The following is a 13,925-nucleotide window of genomic DNA, read 5'->3' on the forward strand; positions in this document are numbered from 1 at the left end:
CGCTGTGAGCAGCGACCCGTGGGGCCGCGTCGACGAGACGGGGACCGTGTACGTGCGTACGGCCGACGGCGAGAAGGTCGTCGGATCCTGGCAGGCAGGCTCCCCCGAGGAGGCGCTGGCCTACTTCGAGCGCAAGTACGAAGGCCTGGTTGTGGAGATCGGCCTCCTCGAGAAGCGGGTGAAGACCACCGACCTGTCGGCCAAGGACGCCCAGACCGCCGTCGACCACCTGCGCGAGCAGGTGGACGCGCACCACGCGGTCGGTGACCTGGACGCGCTGCGGGCCCGGCTGGACAAGCTCGTCGCGCTCGTGGAGAAACGCCGCGAGGAGCGCAGGGCCCAGCGCGCCAAGCAGTCCGACGAAGCACGCGGCGCCAAGGAGGCCCTGGTCGCCGAGGCCGAGGAGCTGGCCCGCTCGGACCAGTGGCGGGCGGCCGGGGAGCGGCTGCGGTCCCTGGTCGACACCTGGAAGGGCCTGCCGCGCCTGGACCGCAAGTCCGACGACGAGCTGTGGCACCGCTTCTCGCACGCGCGCTCGGCGTTCTCCAAGCGCCGCAAGCAGCACTTCGCCCAGCTCGACGCGCAGCGCGAGGAGGCCCGCCGCACCAAGGAGCGGCTGGTCGCCGAGGCCGAGGCACTGTCGAACTCGACGGACTGGGGGCCGACGGCCGCGCGCTACCGCGACCTGATGTCCGAGTGGAAGGCCGCCGGCCGCGCCCAGCGCGAGCACGAGGACGACCTGTGGAACCGCTTCCGCGGTGCCCAGGACGTGTTCTTCGCCGCCCGCAGCTCGGTCTTCGCCGAGCGGGACGCCGAGCAGGCGGAGAACCTGAAGCTCAAGGAGGAGCTGGCCGAGGAGGCCGAGAAGCTCCTCCCGGTCACCGACCTCAAGGCGGCCCGCGCCGCCTTCCGCTCGGTCAACGAGCGCTGGGAGGCCGTCGGTCACGTGCCCCGCGACGCCCGGCCGAAGGTCGAGGGGCGGATGCACGCCGTCGAGCGGGCCCTGCAGGAGGCCGAGGAGGCCGAGTGGCGCCGGACCAACCCGGAGGCACGCGCGCGTGCCGAGGGTCTGACCGGACAGCTCCAGGCCGCCGTGGACAAGCTGCGCGCCCAGATCGAGCAGGCCCGCGCCCAGGGCAACGACGCGAGGGCCGACAAGCTCGCGCGCGAACTGGAGGGCCGCCAGGCACTGCTGGACCAGGCGCTCAAGGGCCTGCACGAGTTCGGCGGCTGACGGTCGCGGACCGCATACGACGAGGGGCTTCCGTACGGTGCGTACGGAAGCCCCTCGTCGTATGTGCTGGGTGCGTTCGGCGTCGTATGCGCTGGGTGCGCTCTTCCGCGCGCCCGCCTACGACGGCCTGCGTGCCGAGGTCACCCGGTACACGTCGTAGACGCCCTCCACACCGCGTACGGCCTTCAGGACGTGGCCCAGGTGCTTGGGGTCGCCCATCTCGAAGGTGAAGCGGGAGGTGGCCACCCGGTCGCGGGAGGTCTGGACGGCGGCCGAGAGGATGTTGACGTGCTGGTCGGACAGCACGCGGGTGACGTCCGACAGGAGACGGGAGCGGTCCAGGGCCTCGACCTGGATGGCGACCAGGAAGACCGAGGACTGGGTGGGCGCCCACTCGACCTCGAGGATGCGTTCGGGCTCGCGGGAGAGCGAGTCCACGTTGACGCAGTCGCTGCGGTGGACGGACACGCCGCTGCCGCGGGTGACGAAGCCGATGATCGGGTCGCCCGGCACCGGCGTGCAGCAGCGGGCCAGCTTGACCCACACGTCCTCGACGCCCTTGACGACCACGCCCGGGTCGGCGTTGGCCCGGCGCTTGCGGCCCCGGCCGCGGGACGGCGGGACCGACTCGTCGATCTCCTCGGTGGCCGCCTCCTCGCCGCCGAGCGCCTGGACGAGCTTCTGCACGATGTTCGGCGCCGAGACGTGGCCCTCGCCGATCGCCGCGTACAGCGCGGAGATGTCCGAGTAGCGCATCTCGTGGGCGAGCGTGACCAGGGAGTCGCCGGTGAGGATGCGCTGGATCGGCAGGTTCTGCTTGCGCATCGCGCGGACGATGGCGTCCTTGCCCTGCTCGATCGCCTCGTCCCGGCGCTCCTTGGAGAACCAGGCGCGGATCTTGTTGCGGGCGCGCGGCGACTTCACGAAGCCGAGCCAGTCGCGGGAGGGGCCCGCGCCGGCCGCCTTGGAGGTGAAGACCTCCACCAGGTCGCCGTTGTCGAGGGTGGACTCCAGCGGTACCAGCCGCCCGTTGACCCGTGCCCCTATGGTGCGGTGGCCGACCTCGGTGTGGACGGCGTAGGCGAAGTCCACGGGGGTGGCCCCGGCGGGGAGCGCTATGACGTCGCCCTTGGGGGTGAAGACGAAGACCTCGTTGCGCGAGAGGTCGAAGCGCAGGGACTCCAGGAACTCGCCGGGGTCCTCCGTCTCCTTCTGCCAGTCCAGGAGCTGGCGCAGCCAGGCCATGTCGTTGAGGTGGTCGTCCTTGCTCTTGCCGGACGACCTGGGGGCGTCGGTGCGCACCTTGGAGGCGCCGGCGACGGCCTCCTGCTTGTACTTCCAGTGGGCGGCGATGCCGTACTCCGCGCGACGGTGCATGTCGAAGGTGCGGATCTGCAGCTCGACCGGCTTGCCGCCGGGCCCGATGACCGTCGTGTGCAGCGACTGGTACATGTTGAACTTGGGCATCGCGATGTAGTCCTTGAACCGCCCCGGAACAGGGTTCCAGCGGGCGTGGACCGTGCCGAGCGCCGCGTAGCAGTCGCGGACGGTGTCCACCAGGACGCGGATGCCCACCAGGTCGTAGATCTCCGCGAAGTCCCGGCCGCGGACGATCATCTTCTGGTAGACGCTGTAGTAGTGCTTGGGGCGGCCGGTGACGGTCGCCTTGATGCGGGCCGCGCGCAGGTCCTGCTGGACCTCGTCGGTGACGACGGCGAGGTACTCGTCGCGCTTGGGGGCGCGCTCGGCGACCAGGCGGACGATCTCGTCGTACATCTTGGGGTAGAGGATCGCGAAGGCGAGGTCCTCCAGCTCCCACTTGATGGTGTTCATGCCCAGGCGGTGGGCGAGCGGCGCGTAGATCTCCAGGGTCTCGCGCGCCTTCTTCTCCTGCTTCTCACGCTTGAGGTAGCGCATGGTGCGCATGTTGTGCAGGCGGTCGGCGAGCTTGATGACCAGGACACGCGGGTCCTTGGCCATGGCGACGACCATCTTGCGCACCGTCTCGGCCTGCGCGGCCTCGCCGAACTTGACCTTGTCCAGCTTGGTGACGCCGTCGACGAGCAGGGTGACCACGTCGCCGAAGTCGCGGCGCAGGTCCTCCAGGCCGTACTCGGTGTCCTCGACGGTGTCGTGCAGCAGCCCGGCCATCAGCGTCGCCGGGTCCATGCCCAGCTCGGCGAGGATGGTGGTGACGGCGAGCGGGTGTGTGATGTACGGGTCGCCGCTCTTGCGCTTCTGGCCGCGGTGCCAGCGTTCGGCGACCTGGTAGGCACGCTCGATCTGGCGCAGGGTCGCCGTCTCGATCTTGGGGTCGTTGCCGCGCACTATGCGCAGCAGCGGCTCCAAGACCGGGTTGTAGGGGTTGGCGCGCTGCACACCGAGGCGGGCGAGGCGGGCGCGGACGCGGTTGGAGGAGCCGGAGCGGGCGGGCTGGCCGGTGGGAGTGCGGACCACGGGCGCGTTCTGCGGGCGCTCGGAGGGCAGCGGCTTGGGGCGCGCCTGCTGCTCGGCGGGCTTGTCGACCGGCGCGGACGGGGCGTGCTGGATCGGCCCGTGCGTGTCGTTCTTCGCCTGGGGCGCGCTCGGCGCGGGCTTCGCCGCGGACGCCGAGGCGGACTCGGGCTTTGCGGCGGTCAGTGGCTGGGCCTCGTCTGGCAAGAGGACTCCTCGTGCGCGATCCGGGTCCCCCGGTCAGGCTCCGGATACCCCATCGTAGCGATCCTGCGCTCCAGGATCGCCTTCAGGCCGATATGAGGGCCGTCCACCAGTGCAACGCCTGGGGCGGGCGCCGGATTCCTCCGGGCCCGCCCCAGGTGTCGCGGTGTGCGTGGTTCAGACCGTGAGCAGCGCCCTCAGCGGTGCCCCGGCCAGGTGCGGCTCCAGCCGGGCCCGTCCGCCGAGGAAGCCCAGCTCCATCAGGACGGCGAGGCCCGCGACCTCGGCACCGGCCCGGCGGATCAGCTCCAGTGAGGCCTCGGCGGTGCCGCCGGTGGCGAGGACGTCGTCGACGACCAGCACGCGGTCTCCCGCGCTGAGGTCCTCGGCGTGCACCTCGATCTCGGCGGAGCCGTACTCCAGGTCGTAGGCCTGGCTGAGCGTGGCTCCGGGGAGCTTGCCCGCCTTGCGCACGGGGATGAAGCCCAGGCCCGCCCGCAGGGCCACCGGGGCGCCCAGGATGAAGCCGCGGGCCTCCAGGCCGACGACCTTGGTGGCGCCGGTGTGCCCGGCGACCTCGGCGAGGGCGTCGGTCAGGGCGGCGAAGGCCGCCGGGTCCGCCAGGAGCGGGGTGATGTCCTTGAACATCACGCCCGGCTCCGGGTAGTCGGCCACGTCCCGGATGCGGCTGAGGAGCAGCTCGGTGAGGTCGGTCGTCCCGGTCATCGGCGCTTCCCCGAGGGTCGGCCGCGTCCCCTGCCGCGGGAGGCGCTCTGGTTGCGGGGGCCGACGACCGCGGGTGCGGCGTCGTCCGCCTCGTCGGCGTCGTACGTCCCCTCGCCGGACGCGGAGTCCGCGGTCTCGCCCTTGGCCGCCGCCTGGGCGCGCTTGGCCAGGACCCGCTTCTTGAGGGCCTTCATCTGCGGCTCGGCCTCCTTGAGGTCGGCGACGAGCGGCGTGGCGATGAAGATCGACGAGTAGGCGCCCGCGGCGAGGCCGACGAACAGCGACAGCGAGATGTCGTTGAGCATGCCGGCGCCGAGGACGCCGCCGCCGATGAAGAGCAGGCCCGCCACCGGCAGCAGTGCGACCACCGTGGTGTTGATGGAGCGGACCAGGGTGCCGTTGATCGAGCGGTTGGCGACCTCCGAGTACGTCCAGCGGGTCTGCTTGGTGATGTCCTTCGTCTGCTCCTTGAGACTGTCGAAGACGACGACCGTGTCGTAGAGCGAGTAGCCGAGGATCGTCAGCAGGCCGATCACCGTGCCGGGTGTGACCTCGAAGCCCACGAGGGCGTAGACACCGACCGTGATCGTGATGTCGTGGATCAGGGCGACGAAGGCGGCCAGTGCCATCCGCCACTCGAACGCGATCGCCAGGTAGATCACGACGAGGACCATGAAGATCCCGAGGCCCTGCCAGGCCTTGTTCGCGATCTGGTCGCCCCAGCTCGGGCCGACCAGGTCGGCGTTGATCCTGTCCGCCGGGACGTCCAGCTTCTGGGAGAGGTCGTCCTTGATCTGGTCCGACTGCTGGGTGTCGGTGCCCGCGATCTGGATGCGGAGGCTGCCGTCGCCGAGCTTCTGGACGATCGCGTCGTGGCCGGAGGCGTCCTCCGCCCAGGTCTCGGCCTGGGAGACGGAGGCGCTCATGTTCTTCGGGGTGGTGAAGACCGCACCGCCCTGGAACTCGATGCCCATGTGCAGGCCGCGCACCGCCAGGCCGACGATGGCCGTGATGGTGATGAGGATCGAGATGCCGTACCAGATCTTGCGGTTCTTGACGAAGTCGTAGCCGACCTCGCCGTGGTGCAGTCGGGCGCCGAGTGTGCCGAGCTTCGACATCTCTCACGCCTCCTTCGGGTCGACAGGGCCGGCGGCAGGACGGGAGGGGCGGCGGGTGCGGCGCAGCGGGGGCTTGGCACCCAGGGCCTTCGGGTCCAGGCCGGACCACTTGTGACCGCTGGCGAAGAACTTGCGCCGGGCCATCAGCGTCAGCAGCGGCTTGGTGAAGAGGAAGACCACCACCACGTCGAGCAGGGTCGTCAGACCGAGCGTGAACGCGAAGCCCTGCACCTTGCCGACGGTGACGATGAAGAGCACCGCCGCGGCGAGGAAGGACACGAAGTCGGAGACGAGGATGGTGCGCCGGGCACGCGGCCAGGCCCGCTCGACGGCGGGACGCAGCGTGCGGCCCTCGCGGATCTCGTCGCGGACGCGTTCGAAGTACACGATGAACGAGTCCGCGGTGATGCCGATGGCGACGATGGCACCGCACACGGCCGGCAGGTTCAGCGCGAAGCCGATGGTCGGGCCGAGCAGCGACATGATCACGTACGTGAGACCCGCGGAGACGCCGAGCGAGGCGACGGCGATGAACGACAGGCCGCGGTAGTAGAAGAGCAGGTAGAGGACGACCAGGGCGAGTCCGATCGCGCCCGCGATCAGACCGGCGTGGAGCTGCTCACCGCCGAGCGCGGCGGTGACGGTGGTGACGCTGTCCTCCTTGAAGGTCAGCGGCAGCGCGCCGTAGGACAGCATGTTGGCGAGGCTCTGGGCCTCCTCCTGGTCGAAGCTGCCGGAGATCTCCGCGTTGCCGCCGGTCAGCTCCTGGCTGACGTACGGGTCGGAGACGACCTCGTTGTCCAGGACGATGGCGAACTGGTTCTGCGGGGACTGCTTCTGGGCGAGCTGACCGGTGATGTCCGCGAACTTCTTGCTGCCCTTGTCCGTGAACTTCATCGTCACGGTCCAGCCGGCGGCGGTCTGCGTGTTGTAGACGGCGTCGGCCTTGTCGACCTCGGTGCCGTCGACCGCGGCGGGGCCGAGGATGTACTTCTGCCACTGGCCCTGCGCGTTCTGGCCGCAGGCGAGGGTCGAGTCGGCCGGCTTGGCACCCTTGCCGGTCTGGGCGCGGGCGTTGGCGTCGGTGCAGTCCAGGGCCGCGTACTGCTGCTGCAGCTTGGCGGTGGCGTCGTCGCCGGACGCGCTGGCGCTCGGGGACGGGGAGGCGGCGTCGGAACTCTTCGCGGACGGGCTGGGGTCGGCTTTCAGGGCGTCGCTCGCGGCGCGGCCCTGGGTGGTGGCGCTGGCCGAGGCGGGGTCGGACGGCGTGCCGCTGCTCGGCTTGCTGCCGTCGGTGGCCTTGTCGCCGTCCGTCGCCTTGTCACCGTCGGTCGCCTTGTCACCGTCGGTCGCCTTGTCCGTGGCCTTGTCGGTCGCCTTGTCCGAGGCGCCGCCCGTCTCGCTCGGCGAGGGGCTGCCGGTCGCGTTGGCGCCGGAGAGCTCGGTGGCGAGGACCGGCCGGAAGTACAGCTTGGCGGTGGTACCGACCTGCTGCCGGGCTTCCTTCGAGTTCATCCCCTTGGGGATGTTGACGATGATGTTCCGGTCGCCCTGGGTCTGGACCTCGGCCTCGGAGACACCCAGACCGTTGACACGGCGCTCCATGATGTCGACCGCGGTGTCCATGTTGGTCTTGTTGATCGCGGACTCCTGGCCCGCCTCCGGGACAGCCCTGAGCGTGATGCTCGTGCCGCCCGCCAGGTCGATGCCGAGACGCGGAGTCGTGTGCCCGGAGGCGAACATGCCTCCGGTGAGCGCCACGATGGCGATCAGGATCAGGGCCAGCGAGCGCCCGGGCTTGCTTTGAGCGCTCGCATTCTTTCCCTTTTTAGGTGCTGCCACCTTTGTGTACTCCCTCTCGGGCCGCTTGGCGCCCAGAAGGCGTCACCGGCGGCCATCACATGGTGTCCGGATCCGTGCGAGCCGCGCGTCGCGCGGGGTGCGCGGGAACCCGTCCCGCGCACCCCGGGCACGGCCTACTTCGCCTCGGAACCGCCGTCGGACTTCTTCGCCTTCTCGTCGGTCTGCGCCTCGGCGGGCGCGGCGTCGACCGTCGGCTCGTCGGCCGTCTCGTCGTCCGCGGCCTTCTTGCCGAGGTCGACGGACTTGTCGTCGGAGGCGGCGTCGGCGGGGGCGTCGGTCTCGGTGAGGGAGGAGGCGTCGTCGGGGACGACGTCCATGTCGGACTTCAGGTCGTGCTCGATGCCGTGGACGATGCGGTTGTACTCGTCGTCGGAGAGGACGGCACCGATCGCGTTCTTGGCGAAGAGCAGTTCCACGCCCGGGCCGGCGTCGAGGAGGACCGTGTCCTCGTTGACCTCCTTGACCGTGGCGTACATGCCCCCGATGGTGCGGACACCGGTTCCGGGCTGCATCTCGTTCCGCATGTTGGCGGCCTGCTGCTGCTTCTTCTTCGCCGACCGGGTCATCAGGAACATGGCCCCGATGAGCACGATGAACGGGAGGAGGGTCACGAGACTCACGGGTCGGTACTTCCTTCACACGACCGCGCTGGGGAGCGGCCTGATGGTTGGGGGTGTGTACGCCACCGGCGAAGGCGGCATCGGCGGAGTCTAGGCGAGTCCGCGCGCATGGAACAACGCCCAGCATGGCACCGGGGTTCCTGCTCCGGCGAATGTGCCCCGCGTGAGCGGGTCGTCACGCCCCGAACAAGTCCTGTTGTCCGTTTCCTGAACTCTGCGGACGCGGCGGGGTGAGGCCGAGGTGCGCCCATGCGGCCGGAGTGGCCACCCGCCCGCGTGGGGTACGGGCGAGCAGACCCTCCCGTACGAGGAAGGGTTCGGCGACCTCTTCCACTGTCTCACGCTCCTCCCCCACGGCGACGGCGAGCGTGGACAGGCCGACCGGTCCGCCGCCGAACAGCTTGAGGAGGGCTTCCAGCACTCCCCGGTCGAGCCGGTCCAGGCCCCGGGCGTCGACCTCGTAGACCGCGAGGGCGGCGGCCGCGATCTCCTGGGTGATCCGGCCGTCGGCCTTGACCTGGGCGTAGTCGCGGACCCGGCGCAGCAGGCGGTTGGCGATGCGCGGGGTGCCGCGGGAGCGGCCGGCGATCTCCGCGGCACCGGTGGTGTCGATCCCGACGTCGAGCAGGCCGGCGGAGCGGTGGATCACGCGCTCCAGTTCGGCCGGGCCGTAGAACTCCATGTGGGCGGTGAAGCCGAAGCGGTCGCGCAGCGGGGGCGGCAGCAGCCCCGCGCGCGTGGTGGCGCCGACCAGGGTGAAGGGGGGCAGCTCCAGGGGGATGGCGGTGGCGCCGGGGCCCTTGCCGACGACGACGTCGACGCGGAAGTCCTCCATGGCCATGTACAGCATCTCCTCGGCGGGCCGCGACATGCGGTGGATCTCGTCGAGGAAGAGGACCTCGCCCTCCTGGAGCGAGGAGAGGATCGCCGCGAGGTCGCCCGCGTGCTGGATGGCGGGGCCCGAGGTGATGCGGATGGGGGCTTCCATCTCGGCCGCGATGATCATCGACAGGGTGGTCTTGCCGAGGCCGGGGGCGCCGGAGAGGAGCACGTGGTCGGCGGTGGCGCCGCGCGCGCGTGCGGCGCGCAGCACCAGGTCAAGCTGCTCGCGGACCTTCTCCTGGCCGATGAACTCGTCCAGGTCCTTGGGGCGCAGGGCGGCCTCCACGGCCTGGTCCTCGCCGTCGGCGACGGCACCCACCAGCCGCTCGGCGGCGGCTTCCGCGTCGGTCGTGTCGTCCCAGTTCACTTCGTTCTCCTTGCCGTGGCGCACCGGGTCGGTGGTGGCGGGCGTGGTCAGCGGGCGCGGTTGAGCGTCTGCAGGGCGGCCTTGAGCAGTGCGCCGACCTGCGGGGTGCCCCCGGCCGCCTCGGCCTGCGGCGTCACGGCGGTGACGGCCTCGTCGGCCTCGCGGGTGGCGTACCCGAGGCCGATCAGGGCCGCGTGGAGCTGGTCGCGCCAGCCGGTGCTGACCGGGGCGCCGACGACGGGGGCGCCGATCGGTTCGCCGAGCCGGTCCTTCAGTTCGAGGAGCAGCTTCTGCGCGCCCTTCTTGCCGATGCCGGGGACGGCGGTGAGTGCCTTCTCGTCGCCGGTGGAGACGGCTCTGCGCAGGGCGTCGGGCTGGTGCACGGCGAGCATGGCCTGGGCGAGGCGGGGTCCCACCCCGCTGGCGGTCTGGAGCAGCTCGAAGACCTGGCGCTCGTCGTCGTCGGCGAAGCCGTAGAGCGTGAGCGAGTCCTCGCGCACGACGAGGGAGGTGGCGAGCCTGGCGGGCTTGCCGACGCGCAGGGTGGAGAGCGTGTTCGGCGTGCACTGGACGGCCATGCCGACGCCGCCGACCTCCACCACCGCGGCGTCGGGGGCGAGGGCGGCGACGGTGCCGCTGACGAAGGCGATCATGCGGGGCGGCCTTTCGACGGGTGGGGGGTCTGCGGGCGGCGCGTGCCCGGGGAGGTGTGCCGGGCGACGGCCTGCTGGAGGCGGTGGTGCGCGGGGGCGCGCCAGATGTGGCAGATGGCGAGCGCGAGGGCGTCGGCGGCGTCGGCGGGCTTCGGCGGTGCGGCGAGCCGCAGCAGACGCGTCACCATGGCGCCGACCTGCGCCTTGTCGGCGCGCCCGGTGCCGGTGACGGCGGCCTTGACCTCGCTGGGCGTGTGCAGGGCGACCGGGATGCCGCGGCGGGAGGCGCACAGGATCGCGACGGCGCTGGCCTGGGCGGTGCCCATGACGGTGCGGACGTTGTGCTGGCTGAAGACGCGCTCCACGGCGACGAACTCCGGCCGGTGCTCGTCCAGCCACCGCTCGATGCCCTGCTCGACGGCGACGAGGCGGTGGCCGAGGTCGGCGTCCGCGGGTGTGCGCACGACACCGACGCCGACCATGGTGAGCGGCCGGCCCGCGACGCCCTCCACGACGCCGACCCCGCAACGGGTCAGCCCCGGGTCCACCCCCAGTACGCGCACGTGCCCGGCCCCTCTCGTCGATCACCTGTTTGTGCAGGCTATCGGGTGCCACCGACAAAGCGGCGGGCCGACGGGTGGTGTCCCCGTCGGCCCGCTGAGCAGGGGACGCGTTACGCGTCGACCTTCTCCATGATCTCGTCGCTCACGTCGAAGTTGGCGAAGACGTTCTGCACGTCGTCGCTGTCCTCCAGGGCGTCGATGAGCCGGAAGATCTTCCGCGCGCCCTCCTCGTCCAGCTCGACCTGCATGGTGGGGACGAAGTTGGCGTCGGCGGACTCGTAGTCGATGCCGGCCTCCTGGAGGGCGGTGCGGACCGCGACCAGGTCGGTGGCCTCGCTGAGCACCTCGAAGGACTCGCCGAGGTCGTTGACCTCCTCCGCGCCCGCGTCCAGGACGGCGCCGAGGACGTCGTCCTCGCCCAGGTCGCCCTTGGGCACGATCACGACGCCCTTGCGGTTGAACAGGTACGACACCGAGCCGGGGTCGGCCATGGAGCCGCCGTTGCGGGTCATGGCGACGCGGACGTCGGAGGCGGCGCGGTTGCGGTTGTCGGTGAGGCACTCGATGAGCACCGCGACGCCGTTGGGGCCGTAGCCCTCGTACATGATCGTCTCGTAGTCGGCACCGCCCGCCTCCAGGCCGGCGCCGCGCTTGACCGCGGAGTCGATGTTCTTGTTCGGCACCGACTGCTTCTTCGCCTTCTGAATGGCGTCGTAGAGCGTCGGATTGCCGTCGACGTCGGCACCGCCCATGCGGGCCGCGACCTCGATGTTCTTGATCAGCTTCGCGAAGAGCTTGCCGCGCTTGGCGTCGATCACGGCCTTCTTGTGCTTCGTCGTAGCCCATTTAGAGTGGCCGGACATCTGCCTGTCTCCTTCGCGTAACCCATCTTCTGCAACGAACGCAGGAATCCTACAAGGACCGGGCCGCGCCGTTCGCGCGCACCATGTCGGCGAAGAGGCGGTGCACGCGGTGGTCGCCCGTCAGTTCCGGGTGGAACGACGTGGCCAGCGCGTTGCCCTGGCGGACGGCGACGATGTGGCCGTCGTGCTCGGCGAGCACCTCGGCGGCGGCGCCCACGGACTCGACCCAGGGCGCCCGGATGAAGACGCCCTCCACGGGACCGCCCTCCACGTCCCTGACGTCGACGGCGGCCTCGAAGGACTCGTTCTGCCGTCCGAAGGCGTTGCGGCGCACGATCATGTCGATGCCGCCGATCGTCTCCTGCCCGGAGCGCGGGTCGAGGATCTTGTCGGCCAGCATGATCATGCCGGCGCAGGTGCCGTAGACGGGCATGCCGTCGCGCACGCGCGCGCGGAGGGGTTCCATGACGCCGAAGAGGACGGCGAGCTTGGAGATGGTGGTGGACTCGCCGCCGGGGAGGACCAGGCCGTCCACCTCGGCGAGTTCCTCGGGGCGCCTCACCGGCCTGGCCACGGCGTCGGCCACGGCCAGGGCGACGAGGTGCTCCCGTACGTCGCCCTGGAGGGCCAGGACGCCGATGACGGGGGTGTCACTCATGGCGGGGTGCCTCACCAGCCGCGGCTGGCGTAGCGCTCGGCCTCGGGGAGGGTGTCGCAGTTGATGCCGACCATGGCCTCGCCGAGGTTGCGGGACGCGTCCGCGATGATCTTCGGGTCGTCGTAGAAGGTGGTCGCCTTCACGATGGCGGCGGCGCGCTTGGCGGGGTCGCCGGACTTGAAGATGCCGGAGCCGACGAAGACGCCCTCGGCGCCGAGCTGGCGCATCAGCGCGGCGTCGGCCGGGGTGGCCACGCCGCCGGCGGAGAACAGCACCACCGGGAGCTTGCCCAGCTCGGCGACCTCCTTGACCAGTTCGTACGGGGCGCGCAGTTCCTTGGCGGCGGCGTACAGCTCGTTGTTGTCGCAGCCGCGCAGCTTCGCGATCCCGCCCTTGATCTGGCGCAGGTGGCGAACCGCCTCCACGACGTTGCCCGTGCCGGCCTCGCCCTTGGAGCGGATCATCGCGGCGCCCTCGGCGATGCGGCGCAGGGCCTCGCCGAGGTTGGTGGCGCCGCACACGAAGGGGGTGGTGAAGGCGAACTTGTCGCTGTGGTTGACCTCGTCGGCCGGGGTGAGGACCTCGGACTCGTCGATGTAGTCGACGCCGAGGGACTGCAGGACCTGGGCCTCCACGAAGTGGCCGATGCGGGACTTGGCCATCACGGGGATGGAGACGGCGCCGATGATGCCCTCGATCATGTCCGGGTCGGACATCCGGGCCACGCCGCCGTCCTTGCGGATGTCGGCCGGGACGCGCTCCAGGGCCATGACGGCCACGGCGCCCGCGTCCTCGGCGATCTTCGCCTGCTCCGGCGTGACGACGTCCATGATGACGCCGCCCTTGAGCTGCTCGGCCATGCCGCGCTTCACGCGGGCGGTGCCGGTCTCGGGTGCCTGGTTTTCGGGGAGCGTGCTGGACACGGGTACCTCGCTGAGGGGAAGGAGTCTCTGCCGGACCGAGGAAACGCGAGGTGAGCAGGCCACAGCAAGGGCCAATGGGAAGGCGGTGGATCGTTTTCGACGCCGCCGCGCTACGCGGCCCGCTCCACCAGGGCGGCCGGTGACTCGTCGTCCATCTCGAAGGCCAGCGGGAACGGCGCGTGTCCGGCCAGGCGGAACCAGCGGACCTTGCGGTGCTCGCGCAGCCTGCGGGCGGCGCCCACCGCGTCGTTGTGGAAGCGCCGGGCCATCGGCACCCGCCGTACCGCCTCGGCCAGTTCGCGGGCCGCCGCCTCTCCCCCGGGTGCCTCGCGCAGCGCGTCCACCTGGTGGGCGTCGGCGAACACGGCGCGCAGCGCCTGGCTCAGCTCGCTCTCCGCGACCTCCCGCTGCTCCTCCTCGGCCTGCCGGGCGGCGTGCGCGGCCTCGTACAGCACCATGGAGGCGGCCGGGTCCAGGACGCCGGCGGTGGCGAGTTCCTGGGCCACGGACGCCCTGCGCAGCAACTGCGCGTCCAGGGCGGCGCGGGCGGCGTCGATCCGGGCGTGCAGCCGGTCCAGGCGGCCCGCGGTCCAGCTCAGGTACAGGCCGACGGCGACGAGGACGACCAGGATCCAGATGAGGGTTGCGGTCACGGGCCGCAACCCTATCGGTGGGCCGCGCGGGCCGGACGCGCCCGGTGGTGCCCGCGCGGCCGTGGCCTCCGGCACGCGCGCGTGGGCGTGCGCGAGATCCGCGGAGACCTCGGGCCCTGCTGGAGCCTCCGGCACGCGCGCGTG

Annotated in this window: 13 protein-coding genes; 1 reads left to right on the forward strand and 12 read right to left on the reverse strand. The window is 71.2% G+C overall.

Annotation, left to right across the window (positions count from 1 at the left end):
• Positions 1 to 4 precede the first annotated feature (4 nt).
• Positions 5 to 1,234, forward strand: a complete 1,230-nt coding sequence (locus IG88_RS0116970; protein ID WP_031041286.1) for a DUF349 domain-containing protein — start codon at positions 5 to 7, stop codon at positions 1,232 to 1,234.
• A 117-nt stretch (positions 1,235 to 1,351) separates the two neighbouring features.
• Here IG88_RS0116970 and relA read toward each other — a convergent pair whose 3' ends face one another.
• The 12 genes from relA to IG88_RS0117035 form a co-directional block, all read right to left on the reverse strand.
• Positions 1,352 to 3,895 carry a GTP pyrophosphokinase gene (gene relA, locus IG88_RS0116975; protein ID WP_031041288.1) on the reverse strand — a complete coding sequence of 848 codons (2,544 nt, stop codon included), beginning with the start codon at positions 3,893 to 3,895 and terminating at the stop codon, positions 1,352 to 1,354.
• A gap of 174 nt (positions 3,896 to 4,069) precedes the next feature.
• Positions 4,070 to 4,618: an adenine phosphoribosyltransferase gene (locus IG88_RS0116985; protein WP_031041290.1), complete on the reverse strand. Its 549-nt coding sequence runs from the start codon at positions 4,616 to 4,618 to the stop codon at positions 4,070 to 4,072.
• Positions 4,615 to 5,736, reverse strand: coding sequence for a protein translocase subunit SecF (gene secF / locus IG88_RS0116990; RefSeq protein ID WP_031041292.1), 1,122 nt, complete (start codon positions 5,734 to 5,736; stop codon positions 4,615 to 4,617). Before secF ends, IG88_RS0116985 begins: the two co-directional genes overlap by 4 nt.
• A gap of 3 nt (positions 5,737 to 5,739) precedes the next feature.
• On the reverse strand, positions 5,740 to 7,578 hold the full coding sequence (gene secD, locus IG88_RS0116995; protein ID WP_037836066.1) for a protein translocase subunit SecD: 1,839 nt from the start codon (positions 7,576 to 7,578) through the stop codon (positions 5,740 to 5,742).
• 134 nt (positions 7,579 to 7,712) lie between these two features.
• The gene (yajC, locus tag IG88_RS0117000; RefSeq protein WP_031041297.1) at positions 7,713 to 8,219 is read right to left on the reverse strand and encodes a preprotein translocase subunit YajC; all 507 of its coding nucleotides are present in this window, start codon (positions 8,217 to 8,219) and stop codon (positions 7,713 to 7,715) included.
• Positions 8,220 to 8,394: 175 nt separating this feature from the next.
• Positions 8,395 to 9,468: a Holliday junction branch migration DNA helicase RuvB gene (gene ruvB, locus IG88_RS0117005; RefSeq protein WP_031041300.1), complete on the reverse strand. Its 1,074-nt coding sequence runs from the start codon at positions 9,466 to 9,468 to the stop codon at positions 8,395 to 8,397.
• Between the two features lie 47 nt (positions 9,469 to 9,515).
• Positions 9,516 to 10,121 carry a Holliday junction branch migration protein RuvA gene (gene ruvA / locus IG88_RS0117010; protein ID WP_031041303.1) on the reverse strand — a complete coding sequence of 202 codons (606 nt, stop codon included), beginning with the start codon at positions 10,119 to 10,121 and terminating at the stop codon, positions 9,516 to 9,518.
• A complete protein-coding gene (gene ruvC / locus IG88_RS0117015) occupies positions 10,118 to 10,684 on the reverse strand; it encodes a crossover junction endodeoxyribonuclease RuvC (protein ID WP_031041306.1) in 567 nt (188 codons plus the stop codon). Before ruvC ends, ruvA begins: the two co-directional genes overlap by 4 nt.
• A 110-nt stretch (positions 10,685 to 10,794) precedes the next feature.
• Entirely contained in the window at positions 10,795 to 11,547 is a 753-nt protein-coding gene (locus IG88_RS0117020; protein ID WP_031041311.1) for a YebC/PmpR family DNA-binding transcriptional regulator, read from the reverse strand.
• A 49-nt stretch (positions 11,548 to 11,596) separates the two neighbouring features.
• Positions 11,597 to 12,205 carry a pyridoxal 5'-phosphate synthase glutaminase subunit PdxT gene (gene pdxT / locus IG88_RS0117025; RefSeq protein WP_031041314.1) on the reverse strand — a complete coding sequence of 203 codons (609 nt, stop codon included), beginning with the start codon at positions 12,203 to 12,205 and terminating at the stop codon, positions 11,597 to 11,599.
• 11 nt (positions 12,206 to 12,216) lie between these two features.
• On the reverse strand, positions 12,217 to 13,128 hold the full coding sequence (gene pdxS, locus IG88_RS0117030) for a pyridoxal 5'-phosphate synthase lyase subunit PdxS (RefSeq protein WP_031041316.1): 912 nt from the start codon (positions 13,126 to 13,128) through the stop codon (positions 12,217 to 12,219).
• A 110-nt stretch (positions 13,129 to 13,238) separates the two neighbouring features.
• The gene (locus IG88_RS0117035) at positions 13,239 to 13,781 is read right to left on the reverse strand and encodes a membrane protein (RefSeq protein WP_030399093.1); all 543 of its coding nucleotides are present in this window, start codon (positions 13,779 to 13,781) and stop codon (positions 13,239 to 13,241) included.
• Between the last annotated feature and the right edge of the window lie 144 nt (positions 13,782 to 13,925).

The sequence above is a fragment of the Streptomyces sp. NRRL F-5650 genome (genome assembly GCF_000721365.1).
Taxonomy (GTDB): Bacteria; Actinomycetota; Actinomycetes; order Streptomycetales; family Streptomycetaceae; genus Streptomyces; species Streptomyces ardesiacus.